The organism is Solirubrobacter soli DSM 22325, from assembly GCF_000423665.1.
Classification (GTDB): Bacteria; Actinomycetota; Thermoleophilia; order Solirubrobacterales; family Solirubrobacteraceae; genus Solirubrobacter; species Solirubrobacter soli.
This window is the reverse complement of record NZ_AUIK01000008.1, coordinates 211,205-227,891: the sequence shown is the minus strand read 5'-3', so window position 1 is coordinate 227,891 and position 16,687 is coordinate 211,205. Positions and strand designations below refer to the sequence as shown.

Annotated in this window: 9 protein-coding genes; 5 read left to right on the top strand and 4 right to left on the bottom strand. The window is 69.0% G+C overall.

The annotated features are described in order from the left end of the window. Positions 1 to 42: 42 nt before the first annotated feature. The 3 genes from G569_RS57300 to G569_RS0105230 form a co-directional block, all read right to left on the bottom strand. Positions 43 to 2,955: a M14 family zinc carboxypeptidase gene (locus tag G569_RS57300; RefSeq protein ID WP_169542075.1), complete on the bottom strand. Its 2,913-nt coding sequence runs from the start codon at positions 2,953 to 2,955 to the stop codon at positions 43 to 45. Between the two features lie 141 nt (positions 2,956 to 3,096). Next, entirely contained in the window at positions 3,097 to 6,036 is a 2,940-nt protein-coding gene (locus G569_RS57295; protein ID WP_053225888.1) for a M14 family zinc carboxypeptidase, read from the bottom strand. A 146-nt stretch (positions 6,037 to 6,182) separates the two neighbouring features. Then, positions 6,183 to 9,116: a M14 family zinc carboxypeptidase gene (locus G569_RS0105230; protein WP_028062641.1), complete on the bottom strand. Its 2,934-nt coding sequence runs from the start codon at positions 9,114 to 9,116 to the stop codon at positions 6,183 to 6,185. Between the two features lie 155 nt (positions 9,117 to 9,271). Between G569_RS0105230 and G569_RS45725 the strand changes: the two genes are divergently transcribed. Together G569_RS45725 and G569_RS57290 are read left to right on the top strand one after the other, a co-directional pair. After that, positions 9,272 to 10,378: a M20 family metallopeptidase gene (locus G569_RS45725; RefSeq protein WP_053225887.1), complete on the top strand. Its 1,107-nt coding sequence runs from the start codon at positions 9,272 to 9,274 to the stop codon at positions 10,376 to 10,378. Between the two features lie 67 nt (positions 10,379 to 10,445). Next, positions 10,446 to 11,993 carry an LCP family protein gene (locus G569_RS57290; protein WP_084284251.1) on the top strand — a complete coding sequence of 516 codons (1,548 nt, stop codon included), beginning with the start codon at positions 10,446 to 10,448 and terminating at the stop codon, positions 11,991 to 11,993. On the opposite strand, the gene G569_RS45715 is transcribed toward G569_RS57290, so the two are convergent. Then, complete coding sequence (locus G569_RS45715; RefSeq protein ID WP_169542074.1) at positions 11,990 to 13,183, bottom strand: calcium-binding protein; 1,194 nt, start codon at positions 13,181 to 13,183, stop codon at positions 11,990 to 11,992. The two genes, G569_RS57290 and G569_RS45715, sit on opposite strands and share 4 nt — an antisense overlap. 44 nt (positions 13,184 to 13,227) lie before the next feature. Between G569_RS45715 and G569_RS0105210 the strand changes: the two genes are divergently transcribed. From G569_RS0105210 to G569_RS45710, 3 genes are read left to right on the top strand one after another with little or no spacing between them, the layout of a single operon-like run. Further along, the gene (locus G569_RS0105210) at positions 13,228 to 14,523 is read left to right on the top strand and encodes a UDP-glucose dehydrogenase family protein (protein WP_028062639.1); all 1,296 of its coding nucleotides are present in this window, start codon (positions 13,228 to 13,230) and stop codon (positions 14,521 to 14,523) included. Next, the gene (locus G569_RS0105205; protein WP_028062638.1) at positions 14,523 to 15,623 is read left to right on the top strand and encodes a nucleotidyltransferase family protein; all 1,101 of its coding nucleotides are present in this window, start codon (positions 14,523 to 14,525) and stop codon (positions 15,621 to 15,623) included. Before G569_RS0105210 ends, G569_RS0105205 begins: the two co-directional genes overlap by 1 nt. Beyond that, on the top strand, positions 15,623 to 16,681 hold the full coding sequence (locus G569_RS45710) for a bifunctional phosphoglucose/phosphomannose isomerase (protein WP_037494785.1): 1,059 nt from the start codon (positions 15,623 to 15,625) through the stop codon (positions 16,679 to 16,681). The genes G569_RS0105205 and G569_RS45710 overlap by 1 nt, the downstream gene beginning before the upstream one ends. Positions 16,682 to 16,687: the final 6 nt, after the last annotated feature.

The window sequence follows — 16,687 nt, the reverse complement described above, 5'->3', positions numbered from 1 at the left end:
CGATGGGGCGCCGGCCGTTTGGCCAGCGCCCTTACGAACCTCTTAGGGAGTCGTCGTGGACAGGGTGAACGTCAGCGTCTTGCTGTACGTCCCCGTGCGCAGCGGCTCGTTGGCCAGGATCGCCTGCTTGAACGTGATCGGCACGACCTCGTTGGAGGTCGGGGCCGTCCAGGTCTTCAGCGTGCCCAGGCCCTGCACCGGGTTGGTCAGCGCGAACGTGCCGTTGACGAGCTTGCCGGTGTTGGTGGCACTGGGGTCGGCGACGCTCAGCGTCGCGTCACCCGCCGTGGAGATCACGGTCGCCTGCGTGGAGGCCGTGTACTCCTTGGCCACGCCCGGCGTGAACGTGCCGAACTGTGCCGGGGCGCCCATCGTCAGGGCCAGCGTCGCGGCGACGGTGCCGCCCGCGGAGCCGTTGACGTCGACGTAGCCGATCGCCTGCGTCCTGACCGCCGAGGTGTTGCCCTTGAAGTCGTGGGCGATCCACTTCAGCGTGGTCTTGGGCGCGAGCTGCAGCGGGAGCGGCAGCGCGCGGGCGCGCGGCGGCTTGTACTCGGTCGACGCCGTGGTCGGCGTCGAGCCGTCGGTCGTGTAGTAGATCGAGGACGCCTCGTTGCTCTTGAACTTCACCGAGTACATCGGCGTGATCCCGTCCGCGGTCACCTCGGCGTCGACGACCGGCGGCGCGGTGTCGTTGGAGTACTGCAGCGCGGAGCGCAGCAGGCCGTAGTTGCCCGACGCGAACTCCTCGCCCTCGTGCTTGCCCTCGTTGTTCAGGCACGGGTTGGAGGGGTTGGGGCCGAACGGCGGCTGCTGGCCGGGGCCGCAGGTCGCCGCGCCGGTCCCGGTGTCGTTGTAGTGCGTGGCGCCGATCTCGAAGTCGTAGCCGATGATCCCGTGCGCGTAGTACGCCTCGTCCGCGGAGTTGCCCGCCGCGGAGTAGAGGACGTCGATCACGGGGCCGGTCTGCTGCGGCAGGATCGCGGTGCCGCGGTGGGACTTGATCCCGTCGAGCACCTGGCGCGCGGCCTGGTCGAAGAAGTTCAGCGTGCCGTACGGCGGGTACGGGAGCGGAACCCGGGCAGGCGTGTAGGCGCCGGGCGGCCACATGAACAGGCCGCCGGAGGAGTGGATGTTGTTGATGAACTTGATGTTCGGGAAGTTCGTCTGCACCCAGATCTCGTTGCGGACCTCGGGCTCGGACGTCTCGAACGGGCCGGAGTAGTTGCCGCTCAGGCAGTCCTGGAACGTCGCGCCCTGGAAGCCGTCGAAGATCGACCCGATCGTGAAGTTGCGGTTCATGTCCACGCCCCAGCTGTTGCGCCGGGCGGGATCGGTGTCGTTCTGCGGGAGGGTGCCGCAGTAGTTGGACATGTTCTTGCGGCGGTTGGAGTCATACAGCGAGTGGATCGACCCGTCGCCGTTGATCTGCGGGATGATGAAGATCTCGAGGTTGTCGACCAGCTGCGTCGTCTCGGGATCGGTGCCGTAGTTGCGCACGAGGCGCTCCGCGGTCTCCATGCACACGCCGGACGTCGCGATCTCGTTGCCGTGCTCCTGGCAGTAGAAGAACACGCCGACCTTGTTGCCCGTGCGGGTCTTGCCGATCCGCAGCAGGTTCTGCGTCTGCGGGCCGCGCGGGATCGTCGCGGGGGCGCGCAGCAGGTCCGAGAGCGGCGAGACGTCGCTCGGGACCACGACGCCGCCGGACGCGCTCGTGCGGTACTTGCTCGCGGTCACGAGCGCGGCGACGGCCGGGTTGGCGTTGATCGCGGCGATCACCTGGGCGGCGGTCGAGGTGATCGCGCCCGTGGCGTTGGTCGCCGGGTTGATCCGGATGGCGTTGCCCGTGAGTGAGACCGACAGCGCCTGGTCGTTGCCCGTGGGCGCGACGATCTGGGCGGTGAGGGCGTTGCCGCCCTCGTGACCCCAGGCCTTCGAGGTCAGCACCACGGCGCGGTCGCCGTTCGCCGCGCTCAGCGACGCGGTGCTGCCGTTGGGCAGGTTGTTGGCGTCGAAGGTGACGTACGAGGCCTGCTGGTAGCCGAGCATCGTCTGCGCCTTGCGCTGGTAGCCCGTGGTCTTCTCCGGGAGGTCGTAGACCTGGGCGATCGTCGGGAACTCGGCGGCGAGGTCGCGCATCTTCTTGTAGACCTCGGGCCCGTCGTAGTAGCGCTGGATGAACCCGTGCTGGAAGTTCTGCGCGTAGCTGGGCGGGTTCTTGGCCACCCACTCCTTCGCGGCCAGCGTGTCGACGTCGCCGTTGGGCGCCGCGACCTTGATCCAGGCCGGGTCCGGGCCGCCGTCGCCCTTGTTGCCGATCCGGAAGATCGAGTAGTGGTACTGGTAGTAGTCGGGGTTGACGTCAGGATCGATGTAGGTCCCGAGGTTCCCGCCGCCCATCCGGTTGCCGGCCGCGTCATAGAACTCGGCGACCAGGACCGGGCCGGTGTACGAGCAGCCGGTGCCGGCCGTCGGGTTGGTGCAGGTGATCTGAGCCTGTGTCGTGTTGGCCTCGATCGAGATGAAGCGGCCGACGTTGTTCTCGTAGAAGTCGGCGCGCTGGGCGCGGACCGTGCCCGGCGCGGCGCTCGGGCCGGCCTTGCCCGCCGCGTTGACCTTCAACGCGCGCGTGGCGGCCGCCTCGTCGGCGATCGACGCGTCGCGCTCGGCGCGGATGCGATCGATGTTGTTCTTGTCGTGGATCGTCTTGACGTACGAGTAGCCGCGGGCCTGGACCAGCGCCTGCTCGGTGTCGGTCACCCACGCGCTCACGAGGACGCCCCCACCGGGCGCGTTCTCGACGGCGTGGTCCATGTTGAGCCCCATGGACTCGAAGTCCGCGTAGGCGTCGCTGCTCGGCAGCTTGAACTGGACCAGCGCGGGGTCGTCAGGACCGGCGAACGCCGCTTGTGGAGCCAACAGCATGGCGGCCGCGACAGCGGCAGCTCCCATCCATGGCCTCATAGGCCGACTCCTCCTCGATTGGACCGTTGGGTCGAGGTCGATTCTGAGCCGAACGTGAGGCTTGTTGCAATGTTCCGTGAGTGGAGGTCCCTCAACGGGGGCGCCTGACGGCGCCCCCGTTGAATCCCGTTACGGCGTCGTGGTGGACAGGGTGAACGTCAGCGTCTTGCTGTACGTCCCCGTGCGCAGCGGCTCGTTGGCCGCGATCGCTTGCTTGAACGTGATCGGCACCGACTCGTTGGAGGTCGGGGCGGACCACGTCTTGAGCACGCCGAGGCCCTGCAGCGGCGAGGTCAGCGCGAACGCGCCGTTCACCAGGCGGCCGGGCGCGGTCGAGCTCGGGTCGGCGACCGTGAGCGTCGCGTCACCCGCGCTGGACACCACGGTGGCGGTCGTCGTCGCCGTGTACTCCTTCGCGATGCCCGGGGTGAACGCCCCGAACGTCGCCGGAGCGCCCAGCGTCAGCGCGAGCGTCGCCGGCACGGTGCCACCGACGGAACCGGACGCGTCCGTGTGGGTGATGATCAGCTCGGACTTCACCGCGGACACGTTGCCCTTGAAGTCCTTCGCGATCCACTTCAGCGTCGTGCCCTGGGCCAGGTCGAGCGGAAGCGGCAACGCGCGGGCGCGCGGCGGCTTGTACTCGGTCGAGGCCGTGGTGGGCGTCGAGCCGTCGGTCGTGTAGTAGATCGAGGACGCCTCGTCGCTCGTGAACTTCACCGACCAGCGGTTGTCGGCGCCGAGCTTCTTGTCGAGCCCGACGACCGGGGCGACCGTGTCGTTCTGGTAGTCGAGCGCGGACTGCAGGAGGCCGTAGTTGCCGGTCGAGAACTCCTCGCCCTCGTGCTTGCCCTCGTTGTTCAGGCACGGGTTGGAGGGATTCAGGCCGAACGGCGGCTGCTGGCCGGGACCGCAGGTGACCTCCTGGCCGGCGGCGTTCGTGTCGTAGTGCGTGTCGCCGATCTCGAAGTCGTAGCCGACGATGCCGTTCTTGTACCAGGCCTCGTCGGCGCTGTTGCCGGCGGCCGAGTAGAGGACGTCGATGACCGGGCCGGTGCGCTGCGGGCGGATCGCGGTCCCGCGGTGGGACTTGATGCCGTCGAGCACGTGCGACGCCGTCTGGTCGAAGAAGTTCAGCGTGCCGTAGTCGGGGTACGGCAGCGTCACGCGCGTGGGCGTGTAGGAGCCCGGCACCCACATGAAGTAGCCGCCCGACGAGTGGATGTTGTTCGAGAACTTGATGTTCTTGAACGTGTTCTGGACCCAGATCTCGTTGCGGGTCTCGGGCTCCGAGAGCTCCATCGGACCGGCGTAGTTGCCGCCGTAGCAACCCGTGATCGTCGCGCCCTGGAACCCGTCATAGGCGGAGCCGATCGAGAAGTTGCGGTTGATGTTGACGCCCCAGCTGTTGCGCAGCTGCGGGTCCGTCGAGTTCTCCGGGTACTTCACCGTGTCGGTGCAGTAGTTGGCCATGTTGGTACGACGCGGGTTGTCGTAGATCGAGTGCGTCGAGCCGTCGGCGTTGATGAAGGGGACGATGAAGATGTCGAGGTTGTCGACGTACGACGTCGTCTTGGCGTCGGTGCCGTAGTTGCGCACGAGGCGCTCGGCGGTCTCGAGGCAGACGCCGGAGGTGGCGATCTCGCCGCCGTGCTCCTGGCAGTAGAGGTAGACGCCGACCTTCTGGTCCTGCGGCTTGCCGTTGTTGTTGCCGATCCGGATCATCGTCTGCGTCTGCGGGCCGCGCTTGACCGAAGCCGGGGCGCGCAACAGGTCATGCAGCGGCGCGACGACGCTCCCCACGACGACGCCGCTCGCGTCGCTGGTGCGGTAGTTGCTCGCGGTGACGAGCGCCGAGGCGGCCGCGTTGCCGTTGATCGCCGCGATGACCTGCGCGGCGGTCGACGTGATCGCGCCGCCCTGATCGGTGGCCAGCGTGACCGTGATCGTGTTGTCGGCGACCGCGACGCGCAGCTGCGAGTTCGTCGACTGCGGATCCAGCAACTGGGCCTTCAGGTCGTTGCCGCCCTCATGTCCCCACGCCTTCGAGGTCAGCACGACGGTCTTGGGCTGGTTGGCCGCTGAGAGCGTCGTGGTCGTGCCGGTCGGCAGGCCCTGCGCGTCGAACTGCACGTAGGACGCGTTCTGGTAACCGAGCATCGTCTGCGCCTTGCGCTGGTAGCCCCACGTCTTCTCCGGCAGGTCGATCGCCTTGGAGATGTTCGGGAACTCCGTCGCCAGCGACTTCATCCGCTCGTAGCCCTCTTGGGCGTTGTAGTAGCGGGTGTTGAAGTCGTGCAGGAAGTTCTGGGCGTAGCTCGGCGGGTTCTTCGCCAGCCACTGCTTGGCCGGGATGACGTCGACGTCGCCGTTGGGCGCGGCGATCTTGACCGTGGCCGGATCCTTGCCGCCGTCGCCCTTATTGCCGATGCGGAAGATCTGGTAGTGGTACTGGTAGAAGTCCGGAGCGGCGCTGGGGTCCGGGTCGATGTAGGTCGTGAGGTTGCCGCCACCCATGCGGTTGCCGTCGGCGTCGTACCACTCGGCGGTCAGCACCGGGCCGGTGTACGTGCAGCCCGACCCCGTGTTGGGGTTCGTGCAGCTGATCGTCGCCTCGGTGGTGTTGGCCTCGATCGAGATGAAGCGGCCGACGTTGTTCTCGTAGAAGTCGCCGCGCTGCGCACGGACGGTGCCCGGGGCCGCGCTCGGGCCCGCCTTGCCGGCCGCGTTGGTCCTGAGCGCCTGCTTGGCGGCCTTCTCGCGCGCGACGTCGGCGGCGACCTCGGCCCGGATCCGGTCGAAGTTGTCCTTGTCGTGGACGACGCCGACCTGCTCATAACCGTGCGAGCGCACGAGCGCGAGCTGCTCGTCGGTGACCCACGCCTGCACGACGACGGAGCCGTCGGCGTTCTTGTCGACCTCGTGGTTCATCGAGAGGCCGAGACGCTCGAAGTCGTCGTAGAGATCCTCGCTCGCGAGCTTGAACTTCAGGAGCGCGGGATCCTCAGGTCCGGCGAGCGCCGTGCCCGGGACCAACAGCATCGCCGCCGCAACCGCGGCAGCGCCCATCCAAGGCTTCATGAAAGCCGTTCCCCCCTCGATCGATTCGACCCCCTACGGTCGATTGTGAGCCGAAGATGAGACGAAAGGCAAGGGATCGGCGGTTGAGGTGCCTCAACGGGGGCGCCGGCTCACGGCCGGCGCCCCCGAAGGCGTTACGGAGTCGTCGTGGACAGGGTGAACGTCAGCGTCTTGCTGTACGTGCCCGTGCGCAGCGGCTCGTTGGCCAGGATGGCCTGCTTGAACGTGATCGGCACCGACTCGTTGGAGGTCGGGGCGGACCAGGTCTTGATGACGCCGAGGCCCTGCAGCGGGTTGGTCAGGGCGAAGGTGCCGTTGACCAGCTTGCCGGTGTTGGTGGCGCTCGGGTCGGCGACGCTCAGCGTGGCGTCACCCGCGGTCGAGATGACCGTGGCGGTGGTGGAGGCGGTGTACTCCTTGGCGACGCCCGGGGTGAAGGCCCCGAACTGCGCCGGAGCGCCCATCGTCAGCGACAGCGTCGCGCCGACGCTGCCGCCGACCGTGCCGGTGGTGTCGGTCTGGCCGAGCACCTGCGACTTGACGCCGGAGACGTTGCCCTTGAAGTCCTTCGCGATCCAGGCGAGCTTCGTGCCGGGAGCGAGGTCGAGCGGCAGCGGCAGCGCGCGGGCGCGCGGCGGCTTGTACTCGGTCGACGCCGTGGTCGGCGTCGAGCCGTCGGTCGTGTAGTAGATCGAGGCCGCCTCGTTGGAGGTGAACTTGACCGTGTAGGTGCCCTTGCCGTCGGACGTGACGTCCGTGCCGACGACCGGCGCGGCGGTGTCGTTCTGGTAGTCCAGGGCGGACTGCAGCAGGCCGTAGTTGCCGGAGGCGAACTCCTGGCCTTCGGCGTTGCCCTCGCCCGAGAGGCAGGTGTTGTTCGGGTTGGCGCCGAACGGCGGCTGCTGACCCGGGTTGCAGGTCGCGGGGCCGGAGCCCGTGTCGTTGTAGTGCGTGTCGCCGATCTCGAAGTCGTAACCGACGATGCCGTTCTTGTACCAGGCCTCATCCGCGCTGTTGCCGGCGGCCGAGTAGAGGACGTCGATCACCGGGCCCGTCTTCTGCGGCAGGATCGCCGTGCCGCGGTGGGACTTGATGCCCGCGAGCACGTGCGACGCGGTTTGGTCGAAGAAGTTCAGCGTGCCGTACTCGGGGTAGGGCAGCGTCTCGCGCTTCGGGGTGTAGGAGCCCGGGACCCACATGAAGTAGCCGCCCGAGGAGTGGATGTTGTTCGAGAACTTGATGTTCTTGAACGTGTTCTGGATCCAGATCTCGTTCCGGGTCTCGGGCTCGGAGAGCTCCGCCGGGCCGGCGAAGTTCGAGCCGGCGCAGCTGGTGGTCGACGCGCCCTGGAAGCCGTCGTAGGCCGAGCCGATCGAGAAGTTGCGGTTGATGTTGACGCCGTAGCTGTTGCGGTACGTCGGGTCCGTCAGGTTCTCCGGGTACTTCGTGGTGTCATCGCACCAGCGCGCCATGTTGGTGCGCCGCGGCGAGTCGTAGATCGCGTGCGTGCCGCCGTCGGCGTTGATGAACGGCAGGATGAAGATGTCCAGGTTGTCGACATACGACGTGGTCGCCGGGTCCGTCCCGTAGTTCTTCACCAGGCGCGACATCGTCTCCAGGCAGACGCCGGAGGTGGCGATCTCGCCGCCATGCTCCTGGCAGTAGAGGTAGATGCCGACCTTCTCGCCCTGCGGCTTGCCCTTGTCGTTGCCGATCCGGAGGATCCACTGGTCCTGCGGGCCGCGCTTGATCGTCGGCGGCGCCTTCAGCAGGTCGCTCAGCGGCGAGACGTCTGAGGGCACGACGACGCCGTCAGCGGCGCTCGTGCGGTACCGGCTGGCCTCGATGACCGCCGAGGCCGCGGCATTGCCGTTGATGGCGGCGATGACCTGGGCCGCGGTGCTGGTGATCGCGCCGGTGGCGTTGGTGGCCAGGCTGACCGTGAGCTTCTTGTCGGCCAGCGTGACGGTGAGCGGCGAGTTGTTGGCCTTCGGATCGACCAGCTGGGCGCTGTAGTCGTTGCCACCGTCCTGGCCCCACGCCTTCGTGCGCAGGACGACCGTCTTGGCGGCGTTGGCCGTGCTCAACGTCGAGGTCGAGCCGTTCGGCGCCTGGTACGTCAGGCCGGTCTGGGGATCGACGAGCGGGGCGAACGTCACATAGGACGCCTGCTGATAGCCGACCATCGTCGCCGAGCGGCGCTGATAGCCCCAGGTCTGCTCCGGGGCCTTGATCTCCTTGGCGATCGTCGGGTACTGCGCGGCCAACTCGTGGACGCGGTCGTAGCCCTCCTGCGCGGTGTAGTAGCGGGTGTTGAAGTCGTGCTGGAAGGTCTGCGCGTAGCCGGGCGGGTTCTTCGGCAGCCACTCCTTGGCGGGAATGGTGTCGACGTCGCCGTTGGGCGCGGAGACCTTCACGTAGGCCGGGTCCGGGCTGCCGTCGCCCTTGTTGCCGATCCGGAAGATCTGGTAGTGGTACTGGTAATAGTCAGGCGAAGCTGACGGGTCCGGGTCGATGTAGGTCGTCAGCGCGCCCTGGACGATCAGCTTGTTGTTCGCGTCGTACGCGGCCGCCTGCAGCACCGGGCCCGTGTACTGGCACCCCGAGCCCGTGTTCGGGTTCGTGCAGGTGACGGAGGCCTCCGTCGTGTTGGCCTCGATCGAGATGAAGCGGCCGACGTTGTTCTCGTAGAAGTCGCCACGCTGCGCGCGCACCGTGCCGGGCGCGGCGCTCGGGCCGGCCTTGCCGGCGGCGTTCTCCGTGAGGGCCTTCTTCGCGGCGACCTCGGCCGCGATGTCCGCGTCGCGCTCGGCGCGGATGTGGTCGATGTTGAACTTGTCGTGGACGACGCCGACGTTCTCGTAGCCCTGGGCGCGCACCCAGGCGAGCTGCTCGTCGGTGACCCACGCCTGAACGGTGATGGAACCGTCGGCGTTCTTGTCGACCTGGTGGTTCATGTCGAGGCCGAGGGCCTCGAAGTCGTCGTACTGGTCCTCGCTCGGGACCTTGAACTTCAGCAGCGCCGGATCCCCCTGCCCGGCCAGCGCCGAGCTCGGGACCAGCAACATGGCAGCCGCAATCGCGGCCGCCCCCAGCCAGTGCTTCACAGACACTCCCCCCTGTAATTGGAACCCTGTGGTCCGGATTTACAGCAACTACGCCGCGTAATTGCAATCAACTGGGGCGAGAGGTGTCTCAACACCGCGCCGCTACCCTCCGCCGGATGGACGAACGCGTGCTCGCCGAGCGTCTGATCACCTACGACACGTCCACTGTCGAAGGGCTGCGCGCGGCCGCCGGCTTCATCAAGGGCTGGCTCGAGGCGCGCGAGATCGCGGTCGCCGACCACAAGTACGGCGACACGTTCGCGCTGACCGCCGAGGTGGGGCCCGCGGAGGGCCCGACGCTGGTCTTCCACGGCCACTACGACGTCGTCCCGGCGCGGTCGGAGCAGTTCACGCCGCGCATCCAGGGCGACCGGCTCGAGGGTCGCGGCGCCTATGACATGAAGGGCGGCTTGGCCGCGATGATGTGCGCGCTGTACGACCTGCGTGACCAGGAGCGCGTGCGCGTGCGCTTCGTCTGCGTCCCCGACGAGGAGTCCGAGGAGATCGACCAGCGGACCTCGGACCTGCTGGTCAAGGCCGGCTACGTGGGGGACTTCGCGATCACCGGCGAGCCGACGAACCTGCATGTCGGCGTGCAGGCCAAGGGCGTGCTGGCCCTGCGGATCATCGTCCATGGGACCTCCGCGCACGGCTCGACGCCCTGGCTCGGCGACAACGCGGTCCTGAAGGCGATCGACGTCTTCCGGCGAATCGAGTCCATGCCGTTCACCCTTGAGTCCTCGGAGCTCTTCGATCGCCCGTCGGTGAACCTCGGGCGGATCGTCGGGGGCGACGCGCCGAACAAGGTGCCCGAGGAATGCGCCATGGACGTCGACATCCGCTATCTCCCTGAGCAGGACCCGGGCGAGCTCTTGGCCCAGATCCGCGCGTTGCCGGACGTCCACGTCGCGCGCTCGTTCATCTGGCCGCCCGCGCGCGTTTCGCCCAGGAACCCGTACGTGCTCGCGCTCTGCTCCGCCGCCTCGGCGCTGACCGACGGCGAGTCGATGAGCGTCGGCCGCGACGGCGCGTCCGACGCGGTGGCCTTCCAGAAGGCGGGCGTCCCGGCGGTCGAGTTCGGTCCCTCCGGCGGCGGCCACCACGGCCCGGACGAGTGGGTCTCGATCGAGTCGCTGGCCGTGTACCGGCGGGCGCTGGTCGACTTCGCGCTCAGCGTGCCCGAGCAGTTCTCCGAGGCGCCGCTGGAGGGCGGGCTCGCGTGAAGGAGCCCGGCCAGCGGTTGCGGCGGCCTGATGCTTGCGGTTTCGGGCATCGTGAGGTGGTGGCGCGATGAAGGGCGACAAAGTACCCCGGCCGGGTCGCGGCGTGCTCGTGCGCGCGCTGATCGCGGGCGTGCTGACGATCACGTTGTCGGCGACCGCGGTCGCGTCGACGGTGCTGCTCGAGGTCCAGTCGGTCGTCCACGACTTCATCGGCCCGGAGCAGGGCCGCACGGCGATCGACATCCCCGAGGTCACGCGCGCGGACGCGGGTGACCCGCGGACGTTCCTGATCCTCGGCTCCGACGCCCGCTACGGCGACAAGAAGCTCAAGATCAAGCCGCGTTCGGACACGATCATGCTCGCCCGCGTCGACCCGGACGCCAAGCGGATCGCGGTGATGTCGATCCCGCGCGACCTGAAGGTCGCGATCCCCGGCGCCGGCGAGGGCAAGATCAACTCCGCCTACGAGATCGGCGGGCCGAGCAAGACCGTCGCGACGATCAAGCGCCTGTTCAAGGACGCCGGCGAGGACTTCCCGATCAACAACGTGATCAACGTCAACTTCGGGGGCTTCCGGCGCGCGGTCAACTACGTCGGCGGCGTCTACGTCGACGTCGACCGCCGCTACTACAACGACAACACGACCGCGGCGCCCGGCGAGGCCTACGCGACGATCGACGTGCAGCCCGGCTACCAGAAGCTCAAGGGCCAGGACGCGCTGGACTACGTCCGCTACCGGCACGGCGACTCGGACTTCTTCCGCGCCGCCCGCCAGCAGGACTTCCTGCGCCAGATCTCCCACCAGGACGCCGTCCGCGGGCTGTTGAACTTCGACAAGCGCCACGAGCTCGCGCGGATCTTCGGCCACTACTTCCAGGTCGACAAGTCGTTCGTCTCGTCCTCGAACCTGATCGGGCTCGCGCAGACCGGCCTCTACATGGCCAACCAGAAGGCGCCGGTCAACGAGGTCCACTTCCCGGCCTACGAGGCCAAGAACCCGGCGATCGACTCGAACCTCTACGTCAAGGACGCCGATCTGCGCAAGACGTTCGACGAGTTCATGACGGGCAAGGGCTCATCGAACCCGCGCAGGGCCGACGCGACCCAGACGCGCCAGGCCCCCGCGGCCCCGAAGACCTCCAAGCGCAAGAACAAGCCGTCGTCGATCAAGGGCCTCGAGGAGGCCCCGACCGAGGGCGAGAACATGGCGGTGATCGTCGAGAGCCAGGGCAAGCTCGGGTTCCCGTTCTACTTCCCGGCACTGCGCGCGACCGGCTCGCGCTACACCGACACGCAGCCGCGCGTGTACGGCATCCGCGACGGTCAGAACAAGCTCCACCGCGCCTACCGGCTCACGCTCTACGCGGGCGGGTACGGCGAGTACTACGGCGTCCAGGGCATGAGCTGGCGCTACCCGCCGATCCTCGACGACCCCGACCGGACGCGCGAGGTCGAAGGCCGCAAGCTGATGCTCTACTACGACGGCAGCCACCTGCGGCTCGTCGCCTGGCGCACGCCGAAGGCCGTCTACTGGGTCACGAACACGCTGACGATGTCGATCTCGAACTCGCGCCTGATCGCGATCGCCGGCTCACTGCGGCGATTGAAGAGCTAACCGCGCTTGCGGTTCTCGCAGTCGTCGGCGATCTTGACCTTCTTGCGGTTGCCGGCGTAGGCGGATTCGACCACGGTGTCGACGCCGGGGCCGCAGTGGATCTCGGCCGTGCCGCGCAGGATGATCGCGGTGATCGTGTCGTCGCCGTCGCCGCCCTCGACGGTGGTCACGGCGCCCGAGGTGGCCTTGATCCGGTCGTTGCCGGGGCCGCCGTCGATCGTCGAGCGCACGCCTGAGCCCTGCAGGTAGTCGTCGCCCTCGCCGCCGGTGATCGTGTTGTAGCCACGGCCGCCGTAGATCGTGTCGTTGCCGGGGCCGCCGTCGAGCTTGTCGTTCTGCTTCTTGGCGCCGGCGCGGGCGTCGTGGTTCTGGTCGCCCCAGAGGATGTCGTCGCCGAGGCCGCCGAAGATCGAGTCCGAGCCGCCCTGGCCGCGCAGGTTGTCGTTGAGGTCGGTGCCGTCGAGCGTGCCGCCGGCCATGCTGACCGAGGCGCTGATGCCCTTGGTCGGATCGACCGTCGCGGCCTGCGGGATGATGTTCTCGCAGTTGATGAACAGACCGTCGCGGATCGCGTTGGCGTTCGAGCGGCCGCCGTCGGCCTCGCGCGGGTTGATGTAGAGCGTGTCGTTGCCCGCGCCGCAGTCGACGGTCTCCGCGGCCGAGCCGGTGTTGACGTAGATGACGTCGTCGCCGTCGTCGCCGAACAGGTGGTCCGGGCCGGAGTCCTGGTAGAGGGTGTCGTTGCCCGGCCCGCCGTAGATGTCGTCGGCGCCGGTGCCGCCGTGCAGCGTGTCGTTGCCGTCGCCGCCCTCGAGGCGGTCCGGGGCGGCGCCGCCGTCCAGGTTGTCGTCGCCGGTGCCGCCGATCAGCGTGTCGTGGCCGAAGCCGCCGATCAGCGTGTCGTTGCCGTCGTCGCCGTTGAGGACCTCGTCGCCCGACCCGCCGTCGATCCAGTCGTTGCCCGCGCCGCCGCCGATGTCGTCCGGACCGGTGTCGCCGGTGATCCGATCGTCCCCGCCGAGACCGCGGATGCGGTCCGCGCCGCCGGCTCCGGTGATCTTGTCCGGACCCTCCGTCCCCGTCAGGGCCTCGGCGGCGTTGGAACCGGTGACGGTCTTGGCCACCGCCGTCGCGGGGGCGAGTGCGGCCACGAACGTCGCGGCCAGGATGGCGGGCAGGCGGGTGGTCATGCCCGGGGTCATCGGCATCGGCCTCGATAACCTGATCGGCCCTCATGACCACGAATCGAGAGCCGATCGGCGTCATCGGCACGGGTTACGTCGGCCTGGTTACCGCTGCGGGCTTCGCCGAACTCGGCAATGACGTCTACTGCATCGACATCGACGCGGCCAAGATCGAAGGCCTCAAGCAGGGCGTCATGCCGATCTGGGAGCCGGGGCTCGCGGAGCTCGTCGCCAAGCACCGCGACCGCCTGCACTTCTCCACCGATCTGGCGGACGCGCTCGACCACGCGCGGCTGCTGTTCGTCGCCGTCGGCACGCCTCCGACCTACTCGGGCGACGCGGACCTCTCCGCCGTCCACGCGGTCGTCGACGCCATGCCGGCGTCCGATCGCCACGCGCTGGTGATGAAGTCGACCGTCCCGGTCGGCACCGGCGAGACGATCAAGCGCCACTTCGCCGAGCAGGGCAAGGGCTTCCGCTACGTCTCCTGCCCCGAGTTCCTCAAGGAGGGCTCGGCGATCAAGGACTTCCTCGAGCCCGACCGCGTCGTCGTCGGCGACGACGGCGACTGGGCGGGCGACGCCGTCGTCGAGCTCTACGCGCCCTTGAACGCGGCGCTGGTCCGCACCGACATCAAGAGCGCCGAGATGGTCAAGCTGGCCTCCAACGCCTTCCTAGCCACGAAGATCTCGTTCATCAACGAGATCGCCAACGTCTGCGAGGAGACCGGCGCGGACGTCGTCGAGGTGGCGCGCGGGATGGGGCTCGACAACCGCATCGGCCCGAAGTTCCTGCAGGCCGGGATCGGGTTCGGCGGCTCGTGCTTCCCCAAGGACGTCACGGCTTTGAAACAGCTCGCCGGCAATTCCGGGTACCACTTCCAGCTGTTGAACTCCGTGATCGAGGTCAATGAGCTGCAGAAGCGGCGCGTGATCGCCAAGCTCGAGAAGCATCTCGGGCGGCTGGTCGACAAGCAGATCGCGCTGCTCGGGCTCGCGTTCAAGCCGAACACCGACGACATGCGCGAGGCGTCGTCGCTCGTGCTCTCCTCCCGGCTGCAGGCGGCCGGCGCGCACGTTCGCGCCTACGACCCGGTGGCCGAGGGCGAGGCCCGCAAGCTGATCCGCGGCGTGCGCTTCGCCGAGTCCGCCGCCGAGGCGGTCGAGGGCGCCGACGCCGTCGTGCTCGTGACCGAGTGGCCGGAGTTCGCCGAGCTCGACCTCGGCTCCGTGAAGACGTCGATGCGCGGCGACCTGCTGGTCGACGGCCGCAACCTGTACGACCCCGCCGCGGTTCGCGCCGCCGGGCTCGTGTACGAAGGGATCGGGCGGGGCGGGGCAGGCTGATGCAGGCGCTGATCCTCGCGGGGGGCGAGGGGACGCGGCTGCGGCCGCTCACGTCGACGGTGCCGAAGCCGGTCGTCCCGCTGGTCGACCGGCCGTTCATCACGTTCATGCTCGACTGGCTGCGCTCGCACGGCGTCGACGACGTCGTGATGTCCTGCGGCCACCTCGCCGACGGCGTGCGCAACGTGCTCGGCGACGGCGCTTCGGTCGGCGTGCGGCTGCGCTACATGGAGGAACCGCGACCCCTCGGCACCGGTGGCGCGTTGAAGTTCGCCGAGGACATGCTCGACGAGCGCTTCCTGATGCTCAACGGCGACACGCTGACCGATCTCGACCTGTCGGCCCAGATGGCCGCGCACGTCGCCTCGGGCGCGCGCGCCACGCTGGCGCTGTACCCGGTCGAGGACCCGTCGTCCTACGGCCTCGTGCGCCTCAACGACGACTCGTCGGTGCGGGAGTTCGTCGAGAAGCCCTCGCCGGACCAGATCGACACCAACAACATCTCCGCGGGCGCCTACGTGCTCGAGCGGTCCGTGCTCGACCTGCTGGTGAAGGGCGAGCGGGCCTCGATCGAGCGCGACGTGTTCCCCCGCCTGGTCGGGAACGGGCTGTACGGCAAGGTGCTGTCCGGCTACTGGATGGACATCGGGACCCCCGAGCGCTACCTGGAGGCGACCTTCGACATCCTCGAGGGCAACGTCCGCACCGAGGTGGGCGCGCGGATGGGCGACACGTTCACCTGCGTCGAGGACGGCGTCTCGAGCGCGGGGCGCATCGTGCCGGCTGCGCTGGTCGAGAGCGGCTGCGAGATCGCCGCCGGCGCCCGGATCGGCGGCCGTGCGGTGCTCGAGCGCGACGTCACCGTCGGCGAGGGCACCACGATCGAGAACGCGGTCGTGATGAAGGGCGCGAGGATCGGGGCGCACTGCGTGCTGCGCGGGTGCATCGTCGCCGCGGGCGTTTCGGTGGGCGACCACTGCGTCATCGACGGGATGAGCGTGATCGGGGAGGGCGTCGTGCTCGGCGCCGACAACGTCGTCTCCAACGGCGCGCGCATCTTCCCGGGTGTGACGCTGCCGGATGGGGCATTGAGGTTCTGATGACCTTGGATCGCGAGACGATCGCCGCCGTCGACTCGACGGCCCAGCTGGACGAGGTCCTCGGCCTCGCCGAGCACCTGGAAGATGCCCTGTGGCGCGTGGACTCCGCCCAGGCGCGGCCGGTGGACGCCACCGGCGGCGTGATCGTGGCCGGCATGGGCGGGTCGGCGTCCGGCGGGCGGCTGGCCGTCGGCGCGCTCGGCTCGCGGCTCGTGCGGCCGCTGGTCGTCGCGGACGGCTACGCGCTGCCGGCGTGGGCGGGTCCGTCGACGCTCGTCTTCGCCTCGTCGTACTCCGGCAACACCGAGGAGACGCTCTCGGCCTACGAGGACGCCGCGGCGCGCGGGTGCCCGCGGCTCGTGGCGAGCACGGGCGGCGCGCTGGTCGCCCGGGCGCGCGAGGACGGCGTGCCGGTCGTGCCGATCCCGGGAGGCTTCCAGCCGCGGGCGGCGATCGGCTACGCGCTCGTGGGCGCGCTGGAGGCCGCGGCCCTCGGCGGCGCCGCGCCGTCGGTGCGCTCGGAGATCGAGGCGGCTTGGGCGCTGGCCGCCGAGCTGACCGAGGAGTGGGGGCCGGACGCGCCGGAGGATTCTGAGGCGAAGTCGATCGCGCGGTCGCTGCACGGGACGGTGCCGGTGATCGCGGGCGCCGAGCTGGCGGGCGCGGCGGCGTACCGCTGGAAGTGCCAGTTCAACGAGAACAGCGCGCTGCCGGCGTTCGCGTCGGTGCTGCCGGAGGCCGACCACAACGAGGTCGTGGGCTGGGACGCGGCGCCTTCGCTCGGCTCCTTCTCCTACGTCTCCTTGGAGGACCCGGGCGCGCACCCGCGCAACGCGCTGCGGGCGGAGCTGACCGCGGAGATCGCGGCCGCCGGGTGCTCGCCGGTGGTGCGGGTGCAGGCGCGCGGGGAGACGCCGGTCGAGCGGATCGTGTCGCTCGTGCTGCTCGGCGACCTCGTGTCGATCTACGCCGCGGTGCTGCGCTCGGCCGATCCGGTGGACATCCCGGGCATCGACCGCGTGAAGGCCGCGCTGTCGGCCACGCCTGTCACCTCGTAGGGGAGT